The organism is Flavobacterium sufflavum, assembly GCF_004016525.1.
GTDB lineage: Bacteria > Bacteroidota > Bacteroidia > Flavobacteriales > Flavobacteriaceae > Flavobacterium > Flavobacterium sufflavum.
The window spans coordinates 107,257-125,175 of record NZ_SACJ01000003.1 but is presented as its reverse complement, the minus strand read 5'-3'; the positions used below and the strand labels follow the sequence as shown (position 1 = coordinate 125,175).

The following is a 17,919-nucleotide window of genomic DNA, read 5'->3' as shown; positions in this document are numbered from 1 at the left end:
GTAAATTTATTTTATTAAAAAAGGAAAACTGTTAGTCTTCCTTTTTTGATTTTTTCTTTTTCTCTTTTTTGTTATTCCCGCGCTCTTCTTTGAGTGCTTTGTATTTTTGCTTTTGCTCTTCGTTTAAATATTCATTTACCTTTCTTTCATTAACTTCAAAAAGCGCTTTTATTTCGTTTGATTTTTCTTCCTGACTCAGTTTTTCGTCTTTCATTATGGCTGTTTGCGATTTGATAATGTCAGTATATACATTTCCAATGGCAATAGTTTGCAATTCGTCAAGATTTAATTCTGGTTTTAGCTTCTCCATTATTTTTCCCACGGTTACTTCTACAGGGATTTCTTTGGGTTTTGAAGCAGTTTGATCCATCTGGCTCATGCTGTTTCTGCTCATTCCCATACCGCCACCGCCATAACCGTTGCCATATCCATTTCCGTAACCATATTGAGCAAAAGCAGTGTTAAAAGATATTGTTATAAACGCTAATACGAAGAAAAATAGTGTCTTGTTCATGTTTATTTTTTTTAAATAGCTAAAATTAGTTTTTATGCAGGTTCTCCATAAAGGTCAAATTCTGTTGCTTCTATGATTTTAATCATAGCAAAATCGCCTGTTTTTAAGTAGTATTTAGAAGCGTCAATCAGAACTTCGTTGTCTACATCCGGGCTGTCAAACTCGGTACGACCTACAAAGTGTTCCCCTTCTTTTCTATCAATAATACATTTAAATACTTGTCCTACTTTTTCCTGATTCAAATCCCATGAAATTTGCGATTGTAATTCCATTATTTCATTGGCACGAGCTTGTTTTATATCGTCCGGAACATCGTCTTCCAGTAAATAAGCATGTGTGTTTTCTTCGTGAGAATAGGCAAAACATCCCATTCGGTCAAATTTCATTTCCTGAACAAAGTCTTTCAAAATTTCGAAATCCTCCTGAGTTTCTCCCGGATAACCTACAATTAACGTAGTACGAATTGCCATTCCGGGTACAGCTGCCCTAAAATCTTTTAATAGTTGAGTTGTTTTTGCCTGAGTTGTTCCACGACGCATTGATTTCAAAATAGAATCAGAAATATGTTGCAACGGAATATCGATATAGTTGCAAATTTTAGGCTCGCGTTTCATTAATTCTAAAACATCCATTGGAAAACCAGTAGGGAAGGCGTAGTGCAAACGAATCCATTCTATTTCTTCTACTTTTGTTAAAGCTTCCAGTAACTCGGCAAGATTTCGTTTTTTATAAATATCAAGACCATAATAAGTTAAATCCTGAGCAATCAAAATTAATTCCTTTACACCGTCTCTGGCCAAACCTTCGGCTTCTTTTACTAATTTTTCAATAGGTTGCGAAACGTGTTTTCCACGCATAATAGGAATAGCACAAAAACTACAAGGTCTGTCACATCCTTCGGCAATTTTTAAATAGGCATAATTTTTAGGAGTTGTTGTTAAACGTTCACCTAATAATTCATGTTTATAATCGGCTCCTAAAGCTTTTAGTAATTGCGGTAATTCGGTAGTTCCAAAAAATTGATCCACATTAGGGATTTCTTTTTCTAAATCAGGTCTGTATCGTTCTGACAAGCATCCGGTTACAAAAACCTTGTCAACCAAACCTTTTTCTTTTTTGTCAGCATATTCCAAAATCATATTTACTGATTCTGCCTTGGCATTATCAACAAATCCACAAGTATTGATGACAATAATATTCCCTTCTCTCTCAACAGGAGCTTCGTGTTCCACCTCTTTTCCATTGGCACGAAGTTGCCCCATTAATACCTCACTATCGTATATGTTTTTTGAACAACCTAGGGTAATTACGTTTATTTTATTCTTTTTTAAGGACTTGGTTCTCATATTTTTGTAAATTGGATGGCAAAATTACGTTTTTTTATTCAAATTGTCCCGATAGCTATCGGGATTGTTTCGATTTAGTTATTTTTTTATAGAGCTTCTTGATAGTTATTGAGACTGTTGTTTTGTCCTTTTTTACTAAAGAAGCAAGAAAATGCATGTCGCTTCCATCACGGCTAAAAAAATAACCGTCATGTTTTTTGAAAAGACAAGACGGTTATTTTTTAAAAGTTTTCGAGTAATTATAATTCAAATAACAGTGTTAAGGAAACTGTGTTGTTGATAGAGTTGATATTGGCTCCGTCAGTTAAACCCTGGCTAAAGAATCCTTGGTGCGAATTTCTTTTTGCGTAAGCGTAAGAAACATCTAGTTTTGTACCTCCAAAATTGTAACCTAAACCTCCCGAATAACCATTCAAGTCACCTATAGTTGTTTTGTTTTTATAAGGACTTTGTTCAAAACGATAACCGGCTCTTAGGCTCAATCTTTCAATTTTGTATTCTCCACCTATTCTTACTTCGGAAGCTCCTTTTAAAGTATTGGATATATCTGAATTGATAAAATCGTTTCTGCTGTCTTCTTCTATTGAATATTTGATTTTGCTATAGTTTTTGTAACCGTAGTCTAAACTGATTAATCCTCTTTTGCTAAATACATAAGCTAAGCTACCTGTTGTTTTTCCAGGAGTTCTTAATTTATAGGTTTGGTAAATAATACTATTGTTTGAATCAATATCTGTAACTGTTAAGCTTGGGTTTGGAGGGTTTCCAAAGTTGTATCCGGTTGAGTAAAGATATTGCCTTAATTCATCATTCAATTTGTTCCAGGTTGGAGATTGGTAAGAAAGTCCTACACGTACTTCATTGCTTAATTTGGCGATAGCTCCTAGTTGGAATGAAAATCCGGAACCATAGGTGTAGATTTCGTTTTCAAAAGAGGTGCTTACTACGTTGATAGGGTTTTTATTAGTGCTGTTATTTACTTCGGTGAAAAGAGTGTTTTGTCTAAAATCAGTGAAATGGGAATTTAATGTTAGTCCTAAATAAAGTTGGTCTTTGTAAGAAGTTGCTGCGTTAAAGGATAATTTGCCGTTATAGCCATTTGATGATATGTTGTTGGTTTGAATGTAATTACCTCCGACAGGAATATTGGAAGTGTAAACTCTATTTTCGGCAGTTTCTGTTTCGGGATTGATTAAATAACCTTCGTAACCTAAAAACGCTTGTTGATCAGCGTAGTTTAATTGGTAATAATCGTAATTTTTAATAGTGCTTAATGGAATACCTGTTTGACGATTATTAGCATTGGCGTAGCTTAAAAAATAATTAGCAACGGAATTGGTTGAATTGGTACCGGTTGAATAGATAGAATTGTTGAAATTATTGGTTTTTTCGTAATTCAATGCTAAAGAGATTTTTGTCCAATCGCTATTTGGGTTGTGATTATCGAATACAAATACAACTCCTGCTTGATTTAGGTCAAAAGAACTGTCTTTTCCGGTTGTATGGCCGTCAAAATAATTAGAGCTATTTTTAATAGACTTGTTTTTAATATCAAAATTACTTAGGGTAAATTCAAGTTGGTTATTGATGAAAACGGCACTACCCGCAGGGTTTGTGTTTAAAGAAGATAAGTCACCACCCAAAGCTCCAAAAGCACCGCTCATGGCTCTAAAACGTGCGGTACCGTTTACGTCTTCCTGAGCGAAGCGTAAACCGCTGGCGATTTCCTGAGATTGTGCAGCGTTAAAAGCAAGTCCTGATAAAATTAAAAATAGATATTTTTTCATTGTAATGAGTTTTTTTTAAATGGTTAGTTATCTTCTGCTTCCGCCTGATGATCTGTAGCTTCCGCCGCCTCCGCTACTACTAGTACCACCTCCTCCTCCATAAGATCTGCCGCTACTTTCTCCTCCGTAAGAAGGACTGCTGTAGGATCTTGAAGGAGTGTAACTTTCGCTTCGAGAGTAAGTTCTGCTTGGTTGTGTATTGTTGTAGCTGTTGTTTTGATATTGACTTGTTCCTCTTCTTCCGGTTGTTGTTTGAGGTGTGTAACTGTTGTTGGGGTTATTGTATGTTCTGGGATTTGTAAAAGTGGTATTTCGACTAGTTCCAATTCTGTTTGTAGAATAGGTTCTGTCTGTAGAGTAACTTCTGGAAGAATAATTTCGACTAGTAGAATATGTTGAGTTAGCTATACTAGTGCCTCTTCTGCTTGGTGCATAAGAATAATATCTAGTGTTGTTAGGGCGAGTTCCATAATAGTAATAATTATTATAATCATAATAAGGGGAGTTCCATCCATAGTTGTATGGATAGTAGTTATAACCCCAGTTGTTCCATCCGAATCCATAGCCATAATAAGGAGAATTCCACCCAAATCCATAATAAGGGTATCCCCATCCTGAATATCCAAAACCGTAATTTAATCCCCAGTAATTTGGATATATATTGATGTCAGCTTTGGTGTAGTTATTTCCCCAATCGGCATAGTTTGAGTAAGTACTGTTGTTATTTACAGAGTCGTAATCGTTGTAGCTGTCAATATCTGTAAAAACCTCAGGAGTTTGATTGTCATTTTGTAGTGAGTTGAAATAATCTTTGTAATAATTTCCTGAAGATGTATTTCTTTCTACATTTCTGTTGTTTGAAGCTCCATAAATCCCATCATTTTCATAATAGGAACTATTTTGATAAGAACCACAAGAAACCATAAAAAGGCTTAGTAATCCAATGTAAAGATAATTTTGCACTTTTCGGAATGAAAAAATATTAGTTTTCATATCTATTGGGTTTTTTATTGTTGCACATTACAAAAATAGTTAGTTTTGCCAAACTATTTAGTTAAATAAAACAAAACAAAATTTGTGCCAAACTATTCAATATGAGTAAGAACCTTACTACAAGATCAGAAGATTATTCAAAATGGTATAATGAGCTGGTTGTAAAGGCTGATTTAGCCGAAAATTCAGGAGTTAGAGGCTGTATGGTTATTAAACCTTATGGTTATGCTATTTGGGAAAAAATGCAAGCCGAGTTAGATAGAATGTTTAAGGAAACAGGACATCAAAATGCTTATTTTCCTCTGTTTGTTCCTAAAAGCATGTTTGAAGCCGAGGAGAAAAATGCCGAAGGTTTTGCGAAAGAATGTGCTGTGGTAACACATTATAGATTAAAAAATGATCCCGATAAACCAGGGAAGTTAATTGTAGATCCAAATGCTAAGCTGGAAGAAGAGCTTATTGTTCGTCCTACTAGTGAAGCGATTATTTGGTCTACTTATAAAGGATGGGTGCAATCTTATAGAGATTTACCTTTGTTAATCAATCAATGGGCTAATGTGGTTCGATGGGAAATGCGTACGCGTTTGTTCTTAAGGACAGCTGAGTTTTTATGGCAAGAAGGACACACGGCCCATGCTACAAGAAAGGAAGCGATTGAGGAATCAGAGAAAATGATGAATGTGTATGCTGATTTTGTGCAAAATTTCATGGCAATTCCTGTTGTAAAAGGATTGAAAACCGAAACGGAGCGTTTTGCAGGTGCTGAAGAAACCTATTGTATCGAGGCCTTGATGCAAGATGGGAAGGCACTTCAGGCGGGAACTTCTCACTTTTTAGGACAAAATTTTGCTGAAGCTTTTGATGTGAAGTTTGCTAATGCCGAAGGAAAACAGGAATATGTATGGGGAACTTCCTGGGGAGTTTCAACCCGATTAATGGGGGCTTTGGTAATGACGCATTCAGATGATCAGGGATTGGTGTTGCCTCCTAATTTGGCTCCAATACAGGTAGTGATTGTTCCTATATATAAAACAGAGGAGCAATTAAGTCAGATAACGGAAGAAGTAAATAAGCTGATTGCTGATTTAAGAAAACTTCGTATTTCGGTTAAGTTTGATGACAGGACTACGCAAAAACCAGGATTTAAATTTGCTGAATGGGAATTGAAAGGGGTTCCGGTGCGAATTGCTGTTGGTCCAAAAGATCTTGAGAATGGTACTTATGAAGTAGCAAGAAGAGATACTTTGGCTAAAGAAGTGAAGTCTAAAGAAGGAATTGCTGCTTTTGTAAGCGATTTGTTAGAACAAATTCAGGCTGATTTATTCAATAAGGCATTAAATTACAGAGAAACTCATATTACTGAGGTTAATAGTTTTGAAGAGTTTAAAGAGGTGTTAGAGAACAAAGGAGGTTTTGTATCAGCACATTGGGATGGATCTGCAGCTACAGAAGAGAAGATTAAGGAGCTGACTAAAGCAACCATAAGATGTATTCCTTTAGATGGGGTAGAAGAGGCGGGAAGCTGTGTGTTTTCTGGGAATCCGTCTGGAAGAAGAGTGTTTTTTGCTAAGGCATATTAAAAAAAATATTTTTTTTTATGTTAGCTATTGCGCAATTAAAAAACAGTTGTATCTTTGCAACCGCAATACAGAAATGCTAAGCATAATGTGAAGCACGGTCCGTTCGTCTATCGGTTAGGACGCCAGGTTTTCATCCTGGTAAGGGGGGTTCGATTCCCCCACGGACTACAAATGAAATATTGAAATACAGTTCCTGAACTTAAAAAATAAGGAATATTGGTCCGTTCGTCTATCGGTTAGGACGCCAGGTTTTCATCCTGGTAAGGGGGGTTCGATTCCCCCACGGACTACAAGTCAATCTAGAATTGCTTAACTAACTTAGAGGAATATTGGTCCGTTCGTCTAGGGGTTAGGACGCCAGGTTTTCATCCTGGTAACAGGGGTTCGATTCCCCTACGGACTACAAGATTAGTTGTGAAATAGTTTTATGAAATAAATGTTAAGTGTCTCTAGTGTTTATTTTATTAGTTAAAACCAAAGTGATTACTGTTATTTTAACGTGATTGTGGGAGGTTTTTCTTTTTTTACTAATAGTTTAAAATAATTATTACAATTAAAAAAAAGGTAAAATGGCAAATCATAAGTCAGCTTTAAAAAGAATTAGAAGCAACGAGAAAAAAAGAGTATTAAATAGATACCAACACAAAACTACGCGTAACGCTATCAAAGCTTTGCGTTTAGCAACTGATAAAGTAGATGCTACTGCTAAATTGTCGAATGTTATTTCTATGATTGATAAATTAGCTAAAAAGAATATTATCCATGATAATAAAGCTTCTAACTTAAAATCTAAGTTAACTAAGTTTGTAAGTAAATTGTAATCATACGATTTTAATATATTAGAAAGCCTCGAAGAAATTCGAGGCTTTTTTTATGCGTTGAATTTTGATGAAGTTTGAAGTTTTTAGATTAGATCTAAAAGTAGGGAGATGTTCGGATCAAGTATAAAAATTGGGGATTAGCCAAAAAGATTAGATAATCTTAATAATAAGAAAAAATCAATTTTTCTAACTCCTTTAATTGATTTTTAAAAGCTTTTGTTTAGTGTTAAAAGCTTTGCTGAAGCAAATATGGGTTAAAAGGATGTGGGTTTTTAGAGCCTTGTAAAGGCTAGTTCTTTTGTTTTTGTATCGGTAAAATTATTTGTTCTAGTATCTAGTTTTTCTTGGTTTGTTTAAATTTTAGATTCTAAATACGTCAGCATATTTGTCGTGATTGGTTTTGAAAGAAAATCAATGACCATTGGGTATTTTTTTGATTTTTCATGGTCTTCAGGGTCTATTGTAGATGATAGAACTACAATTTTGGTAGTATTTACTTTTGAGTATTTATTGGAGCTAAAGTTGTCCAGGAATTCCCAGCCATCCATAACAGGCATGTTTAGGTCTAGAAATATTAATTGAGGAAGTTGAGTGTCCTCTTTTTTGTTTATGATTGAATCAAAGTATTCTAGTGCTTCTTCTCCATTTTTAGCCGTGACAATGGTATTGGAAAAAGAAGTTTTGGTGATTACTTTTTTACACAACATGAGGGTTATTGGGTCATCATCGACACATAGAATTAAATCTAACATGTTTTTATTTGTTTTTAAATGTTAATGTAAGTGTAGTGCCTTTATTTACTTTACTTTCTATATTTATGGTTCCTTTCATCGCTTCGACTTGAGATTTTACCAGGTATAATCCTAGTCCTTTACTGTCGGCGTAGTCATGGAATCTTTGGTAAAGACCAAAAATTTTGTCTTTATTTCTGTCTAAATCAATTCCTATACCGTTATCTTTAAAAACGAGTTCTACGGTATTTCCGGTTTGATGTGCTGTTATGGTTATTTTTAATATTCTTTTGTCAGATCTGTATTTCAATGAATTTGTTAGTAAATTCAATAGGATACTTTCCATGTAAGCTTTATTGGTGTTTAAAACGCTTACATTTTCAAGGTTTAATTTTAAGATGGGTTTGGCTATTTCAATTTGATTTGTTAATTGGCTAAAAACGTTTTCAAAAACATCTTTTATCGAAATATTTTCTTTTTCAATTGAGGTGTTGTCTTTGATAATCATGACTTTTGTTAGGTCTTCGATGGTTTCGTTTAGTAAATGCGTCGATTTGCTGAAGCCATTAATGATCTCATTCAATTCAGGATCCTCGATTGTGATGTCTTCTATTAGATTGAGTAGTCCTGTTAAGTTAGACATCGGGGCTCTTAAATTATGAGAGGTAATATAAGAGAATTGCTTTAAATCTTTATTGTTTTGTGTCAGTTCTTTTATCAGTTGCTCTTTTTCTTTTTCCTGATTTTTTTCTTCTGTTACGTCTCTTTGTATCGAAACCCAATGTGATAATTCGTTTTCAGAATTGTAAATAGGTATCAATGTAAAACGCAACCAGAATTCAGTCTTGTCTTTTTTATAACACTTAATTTCAAGTAAACCTTCTTCTTTATTTCGTATTATTTGTATGATTTTCTTAATAACACTTAATTCAGTATTAGGTCCTTTTAAGGTGTCCAGGGAGTTGTTGATGATTTCCTCCGATGCATATCCTGTCATATTGGTAAATGCAGGGTTTGTGTAAATTATTTTAGGTAAAAGATTTTTGTTAAAGGTAGCTTCGGTAATTACTATCGATTCTTTTGTTTGTAAAATTACTGTTTCGAGTAATTTTAATCGAAGTTCTTCTTCTTTTTGTTTGGTAATGTCTTGAAGTGCCCCTATCATTCGGATGGCTTTTCCGTTTTCGTCTTTTAAAAGAAAACCTCTGTCCAGAACATATTTATAGGTGTCGTCAGCGCATTTAAAACGATATTCGTCTTGCCATTTTTCGGTTTTTTGTTCGATAAATGAATATAGTTTTATAGACATTTTTATACTGTCCTCAGGATGAATGTTACCAAACCACCAGCTGGAGCTGTCTCCAACCTGATCTTCTTCGTATCCAAAAACCGATTTTATTCCTTTGCTCCAGTTAAGTTTGTCTTCCTGAATTTTCCAGTCCCAGATAGTATCACTTGTAGCTTTGGCAACAATATCATATTTTTCGTTCGATTCTTTGATTTCGTTGTTAGTATTTTCTAATCTTTCAAAAATAGTTTTGTTTCTGGTTTCGTTTTTAGACAAAACATATCTAAAAGCTGCTCCGGTTAAAAGAATTAAAAAGAAATCTTTAAGTAAGTTGAAAATGAGGTAATACTCTTGTTTTAAGTGTAAAGAAGTAATTTTATAAAGGAAAACCGCCAAAATTGAGGCAATAAGTATATAAATTGTTGTTATTTGACTGGTTTTACTTTTCATTAATCAAATATAATTAATAATTATTAATAGCAAAATTTCTGAGAAAACTTATTTTCATTAGGAAATGATTAGGCTTGGGTGTTAAACATTTGTAAATTGTAAAGAATTTGAGAAATATTTTTTATATCAAAATAAAGTGTACCTTTGCAGCCATTAAAAATCACAGATGGAAGCTATTAGAAACATTGCAATTATTGCCCACGTCGATCACGGTAAAACCACTTTGGTTGATAAAATTATGTATCATTGTCAGTTATTTCGTGACAACGAAAATACTGGAGATTTGATCCTTGATAACAACGACTTAGAGCGAGAAAGAGGTATTACCATTACTTCTAAAAACGTATCTGTTTCTTATAAAGGAACAAAAATTAATATTATCGATACTCCTGGTCACGCCGATTTTGGTGGAGAGGTAGAGCGTGTTTTAAACATGGCTGACGGAGTGTGTCTTTTAGTAGATGCATTTGAAGGACCAATGCCTCAAACTCGTTTTGTATTGCAAAAAGCAATTGATTTAGGGTTGAAGCCTTGTGTGGTTATCAATAAGGTAGATAAAGAAAACTGTACTCCGGAAGAAGTACACGAAAAAGTTTTCGACTTAATGTTTGAATTAGGTGCTACTGAAGAACAATTAGATTTCCCTGCTGTTTACGGTTCTGCTAAAAACAACTGGATGTCTGATGATTGGAGAAATCAAACAGAAAATATTGAGCCATTATTGGACATGGTAATTGCTAATGTACCGGCTCCTAAGGTTTCTGAGGGAACACCACAAATGTTGATTACTTCTTTAGATTTCTCTTCTTTTACAGGTCGTATTGCTATTGGACGTCTTGAAAGAGGTGTTCTTAATGAAGGTATGCCAATCTCATTAGTAAAAAGAGATGGTAAAGTTATAAAATCACGTATTAAAGAATTACATACTTTTGAAGGTTTAGGCCGTAAAAAAGTAGAACAAGTAATTGCTGGAGATATTTGTGCTGTTGTAGGTGTTGAAGGTTTTGAAATTGGTGATACTATTGCTGATTTTGAAAATCCGGAAGCTTTGCAAACCATTGCTATTGACGAGCCTACAATGAGTATGTTGTTTACTATTAACGATTCACCTTTCTTTGGTAAAGAAGGTAAATTTGTTACTTCTAGACATATTCGTGAAAGATTAACTAAAGAGTTAGAGAAAAACTTAGCGATGCGAGTTGCTGAGACTGATTCTGCTGATAAATTCATGGTTTTTGGTCGTGGAGTTCTTCACTTGTCTGTTCTTATTGAAACAATGAGAAGAGAAGGATATGAGTTACAAATTGGTCAGCCACAAGTTATTATCAAAGAAGTTGATGGTGTAAAATGTGAGCCAATTGAGGAATTAACTATCGATTTACCAGAAAATCTTTCAGGTAGAGCTGTAGAATTTGTTTCTATCCGTAAAGGAGAAATGCTTTCTATGGAAGGTAAAGGAGAGCGTATGATTGTGAAATTCAACATTCCATCTCGTGGAATTATTGGTTTGAGAAATCAATTGCTTACTGCTACTGCCGGTGAAGCTATCATGGCACACCGTTTCATTGGGTACGAACCATACAAAGGAGAAATTCCTGGACGTAATAACGGTTCATTAATCTCTATGGAAAATGGAAAAGCAATTCCTTACTCTATCGATAAATTACAAGATCGTGGTAAATTCTTTGTTGATCCTAACGAAGATATTTACGAAGGACAAGTAATTGGTGAAAACACTCGTAGCGATGATATGACTGTTAACGTTACTAAAACGAAAAAACTGTCTAACGTTCGTTCTTCAGGAGCTGATGATAAAGCAAGAATTATTCCTGCTATCAAATTCTCTTTAGAAGAAGCTTTAGAATATATTCAAAAAGATGAGTATGTTGAGGTTACTCCAAAATCACTTCGTTTAAGAAAGATTTATTTGACTGAAACAGACAGAAAAAGATTTAAAATCTAATTTTTTTAAATTTTAATATAAAATCCCAAATTCCTCCCGAAAGCTTTCGGGACTGGAGTTTGGGATTTTTTTTATGATCAATATTGGGATTTGGAATTTTATCTCGAAGTTTCGGGATTGGATTTTTTCTAAGTTTATCTTTTTAAACTGAAATGTCCTTTAATTTCCTTGCCATTTTCAAGTTTGGCAGTGTACCAATAATCATCTGCAGGTAGAGGTAGTCCGTTAAAAGTTCCATCCCAGCCCTGACTTTGAGGATTAATATCTTTGATTAGTTTGCCAAAGCGATCAAAAATATGAATGACTGTTTTTGTATTAAACTCCGAGTTGATTCCTTTGATAGTCCAATAGTCATTAAAACCGTCGTTGTTTGGTGTGAAAAATCTTGGAATACCTAAAATCGCTATAGTTTCATTGGTAATTCCACAGCCATTTTTGTCTCTGATATAAACTTCATGGATTCCGGCAGCTAAATTTTCAAACAAATTGGCGTCCTGATAAAAATTATTACTGTCGTCCAGACTGTATTCATAACTTCCCTGACCATCTACAAGGATTAGAACAGAGTTGTTATCGTTTAATTCGGTGATTTCAATATTGTTAATGTGGGCAATATCCGAAGAAGTTACGGTAATTGTTCTTGTCCGACTACAACCGGATGCTGAAGTTACTTTTACACTGTATGTGCCGGCAGTATTAACATCTAAAGTAGCATTTGTTTTTCCAATTAAGGCTTGATTGTTTTTAGACCAAACATAAGTATAATTGGTTGTTGGACTGCCATCGAGTATTCCTGCAGTAAGTGTTACAAAGAAATTAGGCAAATTTTTACATACATAAACATCTGAAAGATGATTGCTGTTGATGTCAATATTAGGTTTTGGATTTACTTTAAGAGTGATATGTGATCCAATACCATAACAGCTATTATCTAAATTGCTATCAACTCTAACCCATATTTTTTGTAGATTAGGATAAAGTGTATTTCGATAAGTAGTTGTATTTGTTATTTCGTTTATTTCCGCTAAAGCATCTGCTTCAGTTTCATAATATTTTATAACGTAATTGTTTTTTGGATCTGGGAGTAAAGCTAGAATTGCCGTTTTGGCACTACTAAAATCGAATGCTGCAATTCCATCATAATCATCATGGGCAGCATCAATATAATCATCGCAATTTTCGAATGGAACATTGAAAGTTGCCGGAATTTGTGTTGCCGAAACTATTAAGTTAATTTTTGCTACTGAAAAACAGTTGTTTGCATTTTCGATTCTAGACCAAATGACCGTTCCGTTATTGGCAGTATAAGTTAATGGATTTGCAATTTTTTTAGTTGAATCGTTTGTATTGGCAGCTGTTAAAGTGGTAAAATAACTAAAAATTTCGTTTTGATAATTAGTCGAAATTTCATTGTTTTTTACAGTTAAATTGAAAGTTGATTTAGCATCTAAATCATCGTCACATTGTATGATACTTATATTGTTAACTACCGGTAAAGCTAAAATAGTTAAGGTGGTTTCGTTAGAAATTAAACCACATGAATTGCCTGTTTTGTTTAATACTACTCTGTATTTGTAGCCATTCATTGTTTGATTTACCGAACTAATGTTTAGTTTATTTGATGTTACACCAGAATAGTTACCATTGTTTGTTAAGTTATTCCAGGTAGTTCCATTTGTTGAGACTTGCCATTGATAACTATTGCCGCCGTTGTCGCTAATTGTAATTGAAGTGTTTTGATTTAAACAAGTTGGCGGCACAATAGGCTGGTTTGTAATAATTATTGGAGCAGCAATACTATAATTAGGATTTGGAGTAGTATAACCATTTGTACGGCTTGTTACAACTCCGTTGATGTTTACTGTGGGTGGAAATAAATTCCCTAATGTATTATTGTTCGCACTTGTAAAACCAGCTTCGATAACATCATTGCACAAGTCGTTATCACTATCAAGGTCTCTATAGTTTTTAATTCCATCATTATCAGTATCGGTGCTGTTACTTCCGGTTTCTATGGAATCATAGATTCCATCGTTATCACTGTCTAAATCCAGATAATCAGGAATTCCATCATTGTCAGTATCTATAATAGGTTTAGATTCAAAAATATCATAAAAGCCGTTTTTGTTTGTATCTGTAGTTGAATTCAAAACAAAGTTATTGACTTGGCTTTCGATTAAATCAGGAATGTTGTCGTTATCACTATCTGAATCTAATTGGTCTGCAATTCCATCACTATCGGAGTCTTTAGGTACGCAAACAGCAAAAAACTTAAATGTACTTCTGTTTGCATCGGTATCTGATAGGTTTTTGTGGGTAAAACTAATGGAGTTTACTAAATGAGTTAAAAATTTAAAAGTGCCTGTTCCTGCAGCCAATGGTGTGACTCCGTTTAATTGAAAGCGAATTTCAAATGAGGAATATTCGGTTACACCACTTTCATATATTCCATCGTAATTAGTATCGATTAATAATTGATTATCAGGGTTTAGAACCGTAATGGTTTTGCTAACATCGGTTGATACAACATATTCGGCATTAGGATTTAATAAATCGGTTGAATTTGCAGTTGTAACATATTCTATTCCGGTGCTTATGGGTTTAGTGAATGTTAGGGTGTATTTAACAAAATTTCCTTTACCGGCTGGAATTTCAGATATAAAACTACCATCGGAGTTTCCGGAAAAAGGAGTTCCACTGGTCATAGTTGAAGTGTTTATGGTTCCAGTAAAAGAGTTTGAATAGCTACCGATGCTAATATTCCCAGAGTTCAAATTAGAAATATTAATGTTTTGATTGCCGTAAGATTCGGTACAATTTGAAATTCCGTCATTGTCGTTATCAAGGTCAATGTTGTCATTAACATTGTCGTTGTCAATATCTGTAGGGCAGTTGCTAACAGGAATAATATCGGAGAGCATATTTGTGCCACAATTAGAAATACTTCCTTTAACCTGATAAAACCCGGGTTGGGTTGGAGTATAAGAATTAGAATTCGAGTTGGCTATAGGAAAATTATTAAAAAACCATTCAAAAACATCATAATTTAAAACGGTATTTACTTTTAAAAGAAGGTTAGGAATACATGAAGAGGTTCCGATGTTAAATTTGTCTGAAGTAATTTCTGGTTTAGAATCAAAACCAGAATAGTAACCACCATAAGTAGCCGCTCCATTAGTTCCAAAATAAGAAACATAAACCTGTTTGGAAGATTTCACTGCTATATTACCGGATAAATCATTGATTGTATATCTGATAAAATCTGGATTTCCTGTTATATCTACGGCTGTAGCTGTGATGGGGGTATTATTAATTGAAACTACGGCATTTTTTTCGGTAACTATATTTAAACCTCCGTTAAATGTTACACCACCTATCGATTCGATATTTGGAATATTATCAACAATATTGGGTGTAGAACAACTTAAAGGCGGAACAAAAAACATATTTTGATTGGCCGCAGTATTTTTAGGACTGCCATTTGGGAGAAAACCGGGAGCTAAGCCACCAATACTTTGATAAGCGAATACTTTTTCAGAAGAAGTAATATATAAATTTCCATTACTGAATTGACTTCCGTCGATAGGTATATAATCACCAGGATTAGTCAGTGTGGTATAAGGAGTAGTGTTACCGTTTAGATATATTATGGTATTTGGATTATGGGCAATCAGTAAAACACGTTCTAATTCGTTAGGTCCAATTCCTTTTACAAAAATGTATTTATTACCTGTTTTTTCAAAAGGAACAATTTGGTCAAATCCTAAGTCTCTACCGTTTTGGTTACTATTGTTCCCTCCCAAAGATCCGGAATTTACGACTATAGCTTTATCTGATTGGACTAAAGTACCAATTAGTTTAGCACTATTTGAAGGAATGTTTTGATAGTTTTCCAGAGCAATTACATAGCTTTCATTTTTGTTCAAATTTTTAACAATAGGACCATTTACAACAGTTCCATCAACTAGAATTGTACCGTTTTGAAGATTAGAAATAGTTACAGTAGTGTTGTTTTCGGTTGCAAGTATTGAGGCAAAATTTAATAAGGATGCATCATTATCTAAAGGATTGAGCATTGCTCCTAGTCTAAATGTAGTTCCTAAAGCACTATTTCCTTTAGAGACAATACCGCCTGCATGATTATAGACTCCTGCATTTGGGTTAAAACCAGCATTGACTCTAACGCTACAGTATACTAAATCATCCGCTTCTATGATATATCCTTTGTTTGTTACTTTTCCGGTAGCTGCTTTTGGAGTGAATAATTGTGTATCATCTCCAATTCCAATTGTATAAATGTAAGGATTATTATTACTAACTGTGGCATTGGTGATTTGTCCTCCAATGCCTATTATTTTTATAGCAACATTTTTTGTGCTAGGTGTTGAGATGTATAGGTATTGATCCCCCACCAATGAGGTTTGACAAGTCAAAGGTGGAATATAATGTGTTTTGCTAAACTGTGAGAAACAGTTTATAGCCATTAAAATGAACCAAATGGAAAATATTTTTCTCATTAGCTAAAAGTATTAATTTTAAATGATTAGCTATCTTTTTAATGAAAAATGACCTTTGATGTTTTTGCCATTTTCAAAAATAAGACTAAACCAATAATCATCAGCAGGGAGTAAATAGCCGTTTGCGGTTCCATTCCAATTCAAATTTGGGGATTTGAATTGTTTTAATAATTTTCCGTAACGGTTAAAAATGTTTATTGTAGCTTGGGGCAACAAATTCAAATTTTTAATAGTCCAAGTGTCATTATACCCATCTCCGTTTGGGGTAAAATAATGCGGGTAGTCTAAGATATAAAAAAGAAAGGGATTTGAAATGTTGCATCCATTTTTTTCACGTGCGTAAGCCAAATAACTTCCTGGGGCAATATTTGAAAATTCAGGACTATCCTGATAAAAATTTCCATCTATTGAGAATTCATAATCACTGGAACCTGTATATTCAATAATTGCAGTATTTTTATTCCCTGCAAAATCAGTTGTTTTAACTTCTGTTATAGTTGCTATTCTACTTGGAATAATTTCGTTAGAAAGTTCTAAAGTTAATTCGGCATAATTAAAGCAACTGTAAGGATTTGTTGCCCTAGCAATTAGAATTTGAGGATTGGACTTGTTAATGTAATTGCTGCTATTCAGGATAGGGTTGGTACCTGCTTGTGCATCAGTTAAATTTTCGTAATAACTTACATCGCTCAATCCGGAATTGTTGTTTTTTATTTCAGAATCGGCTTGGGTTAAATCAAAAACTGCTTTCCCATCTTCGTCAATATCACATTGTTTTATGCTGCTGCTTTTTAAAACAGTTTCGGGGGTGTATTCAATTTTCACATCATTGGTTACAACACAGCTAGATGGATTTAAGGTTACTTCAACTTTGTATGTTCCAGGACTTTTTACGGTATAGGAAGGACTATTTTCTGAGGTTAATAAAATACCGTCTTTGTACCATTTGTAACTGTAATTTGCGGGTAATTTTGTGTCAATGGTATAATCCTGACCAAAACAAACGGCATTGTTAGTTGCCAGTAATCTGTCACTTCCTAAATCGATTACAGAATTAAAGCTGGCCGCTTCTATAAAAATAGCCGAATCGTAATAAGTATTTCTATCGTCGCCAATAACTAATTTGATATGGTAGGTGTTTCCCGCAATAACGTTGGCTGTTGCATTTAAAACTTTAGTTTGCCCGGCATAATTGATAGGACTTGTATTAGCAGCTTGGTTGTTGAATTGTCCAAAGTATGATTCGTTGTTTGCTGGACAAAATTGAGTAGGACTAAAATTAATTATAGGATGAATGTTTTTAGATGAAACAGGGGTTGTCGTTCCAGGAATCACAGCTAAATTTTGATAAGCAGTCGAACTACCTTTTTCTTTTATCAAAAAAGCAAAACCATCAGAATATTTACAAGGGTAATCATCCTGATACTCATTGGATGCAAAAAAATAATTAAAACTAATGGTATTTGTTAATGGCGTAAAATCAAATTCAAGTACAGAAGCATTAAACGAATTGATGTTTAATGCTTGGTTTAAATCGGAATCACCTAACCATAAATTACTATTATTACCTTGATCTCTAACAAATGGACCTGCAGATTGAGTACTACTCCAGGTACTTAAAACTACTCCTGATTGAAATGGGAAATTAGGCGAACTGTTAGTAAAAGAGCCATAACTATTCTTTCCGGCGGTAAATGAGTCTCCCGAAACGCTTTCGTTACTAACTTTTATGCAGGAACTATTATTTGTCAATAGGTTTACCAATTCCAAAGCATTTTTGGTGTCATCAATACCAATAGCTTGTGCCTGCAATTGTGAGTTAAAGCAGCAGAGTAATAAACCGAGAAAAATAGCTTGTAAGACTTTCATAATCGTACAAAGTTACTATAATTCTCTGTTTTTTAATTGTTTGATTTTAGTTCGAATTTT

The 17,919-nt window shown here is 34.0% G+C and carries 11 protein-coding genes and 3 tRNA genes; 6 read left to right on the top strand and 8 right to left on the bottom strand.

From position 1 onward, the window contains the following. Positions 1-31: 31 nt before the first annotated feature. From EOD40_RS06235 to EOD40_RS06220, 4 genes are all read right to left on the bottom strand, one after another. Entirely contained in the window at positions 32-514 is a 483-nt protein-coding gene (locus EOD40_RS06235) for a hypothetical protein (RefSeq protein WP_128194043.1), read from the bottom strand. Between the two features lie 32 nt (positions 515-546). Next, the gene (rimO, locus tag EOD40_RS06230) at positions 547-1,860 is read right to left on the bottom strand and encodes a 30S ribosomal protein S12 methylthiotransferase RimO (protein WP_128194042.1); all 1,314 of its coding nucleotides are present in this window, start codon (positions 1,858-1,860) and stop codon (positions 547-549) included. Between the two features lie 239 nt (positions 1,861-2,099). Further along, a complete protein-coding gene (locus tag EOD40_RS06225; protein WP_128194041.1) occupies positions 2,100-3,647 on the bottom strand; it encodes an OmpP1/FadL family transporter in 1,548 nt (515 codons plus the stop codon). Between the two features lie 27 nt (positions 3,648-3,674). Further along, entirely contained in the window at positions 3,675-4,640 is a 966-nt protein-coding gene (locus EOD40_RS06220) for a hypothetical protein (RefSeq protein WP_128194040.1), read from the bottom strand. A gap of 101 nt (positions 4,641-4,741) precedes the next feature. Between EOD40_RS06220 and proS the strand changes: the two genes are divergently transcribed. The 5 genes from proS to rpsT all read left to right on the top strand — a co-directional run bounded on the left by proS (position 4,742) and on the right by rpsT (position 7,041). Continuing rightward, on the top strand, positions 4,742-6,220 hold the full coding sequence (gene proS, locus EOD40_RS06215; RefSeq protein ID WP_128194039.1) for a proline--tRNA ligase: 1,479 nt from the start codon (positions 4,742-4,744) through the stop codon (positions 6,218-6,220). Positions 6,221-6,316: 96 nt separating this feature from the next. Continuing rightward, positions 6,317-6,388, top strand: a tRNA-Glu gene (locus EOD40_RS06210). Positions 6,389-6,438: 50 nt separating this feature from the next. Beyond that, positions 6,439-6,510, top strand: a tRNA-Glu gene (locus EOD40_RS06205). Positions 6,511-6,551: 41 nt separating this feature from the next. After that, positions 6,552-6,623 (top strand) — tRNA-Glu (locus EOD40_RS06200). 166 nt (positions 6,624-6,789) lie between these two features. Continuing rightward, positions 6,790-7,041: a 30S ribosomal protein S20 gene (rpsT, locus tag EOD40_RS06195; protein ID WP_128194038.1), complete on the top strand. Its 252-nt coding sequence runs from the start codon at positions 6,790-6,792 to the stop codon at positions 7,039-7,041. Between the two features lie 353 nt (positions 7,042-7,394). Here rpsT and EOD40_RS06190 read toward each other — a convergent pair whose 3' ends face one another. Together EOD40_RS06190 and EOD40_RS06185 are read right to left on the bottom strand one after the other, a co-directional pair. After that, complete coding sequence (locus EOD40_RS06190) at positions 7,395-7,793, bottom strand: response regulator (protein WP_128194037.1); 399 nt, start codon at positions 7,791-7,793, stop codon at positions 7,395-7,397. A 4-nt stretch (positions 7,794-7,797) separates the two neighbouring features. Then, positions 7,798-9,510 carry a sensor histidine kinase gene (locus EOD40_RS06185; RefSeq protein ID WP_128194036.1) on the bottom strand — a complete coding sequence of 571 codons (1,713 nt, stop codon included), beginning with the start codon at positions 9,508-9,510 and terminating at the stop codon, positions 7,798-7,800. Between the two features lie 166 nt (positions 9,511-9,676). Here EOD40_RS06185 and typA point away from each other — a divergent pair, with 166 nt between their 5' ends. Further along, positions 9,677-11,473: a translational GTPase TypA gene (gene typA, locus EOD40_RS06180; protein WP_128194035.1), complete on the top strand. Its 1,797-nt coding sequence runs from the start codon at positions 9,677-9,679 to the stop codon at positions 11,471-11,473. A 134-nt stretch (positions 11,474-11,607) separates the two neighbouring features. Here the strand turns inward: typA and EOD40_RS06175 are convergent, their stop codons facing one another. Beyond that, positions 11,608-15,990 carry a T9SS type B sorting domain-containing protein gene (locus EOD40_RS06175; protein WP_128194034.1) on the bottom strand — a complete coding sequence of 1,461 codons (4,383 nt, stop codon included), beginning with the start codon at positions 15,988-15,990 and terminating at the stop codon, positions 11,608-11,610. 30 nt (positions 15,991-16,020) lie between these two features. Further along, positions 16,021-17,859, bottom strand: a complete 1,839-nt coding sequence (locus EOD40_RS06170; RefSeq protein ID WP_128194033.1) for a T9SS type B sorting domain-containing protein — start codon at positions 17,857-17,859, stop codon at positions 16,021-16,023. Between the last annotated feature and the right edge of the window lie 60 nt (positions 17,860-17,919).

Excerpts from the sequence above, each read along its gene's own strand:
- EOD40_RS06175 (WP_128194034.1), bottom strand. The coding sequence starts at position 15,990 with ATGAGAAAAATATTTTCCATTTGGTTCATTTTAATGGCTATAAACTGT.
- EOD40_RS06220 (WP_128194040.1), bottom strand. The coding sequence starts at position 4,640 with ATGAAAACTAATATTTTTTCATTCCGAAAAGTGCAAAATTATCTTTAC.
- EOD40_RS06225 (WP_128194041.1), bottom strand. The coding sequence starts at position 3,647 with ATGAAAAAATATCTATTTTTAATTTTATCAGGACTTGCTTTTAACGCT.
- rimO (WP_128194042.1), bottom strand. The coding sequence starts at position 1,860 with ATGAGAACCAAGTCCTTAAAAAAGAATAAAATAAACGTAATTACCCTA.
- EOD40_RS06170 (WP_128194033.1), bottom strand. The coding sequence starts at position 17,859 with ATGAAAGTCTTACAAGCTATTTTTCTCGGTTTATTACTCTGCTGCTTT.
- EOD40_RS06185 (WP_128194036.1), bottom strand. The coding sequence starts at position 9,510 with ATGAAAAGTAAAACCAGTCAAATAACAACAATTTATATACTTATTGCC.
- typA (WP_128194035.1), top strand. The coding sequence starts at position 9,677 with ATGGAAGCTATTAGAAACATTGCAATTATTGCCCACGTCGATCACGGT.
- rpsT (WP_128194038.1), top strand. The coding sequence starts at position 6,790 with ATGGCAAATCATAAGTCAGCTTTAAAAAGAATTAGAAGCAACGAGAAA.
- EOD40_RS06235 (WP_128194043.1), bottom strand. The coding sequence starts at position 514 with ATGAACAAGACACTATTTTTCTTCGTATTAGCGTTTATAACAATATCT.
- proS (WP_128194039.1), top strand. The coding sequence starts at position 4,742 with ATGAGTAAGAACCTTACTACAAGATCAGAAGATTATTCAAAATGGTAT.
- EOD40_RS06190 (WP_128194037.1), bottom strand. The coding sequence starts at position 7,793 with ATGTTAGATTTAATTCTATGTGTCGATGATGACCCAATAACCCTCATG.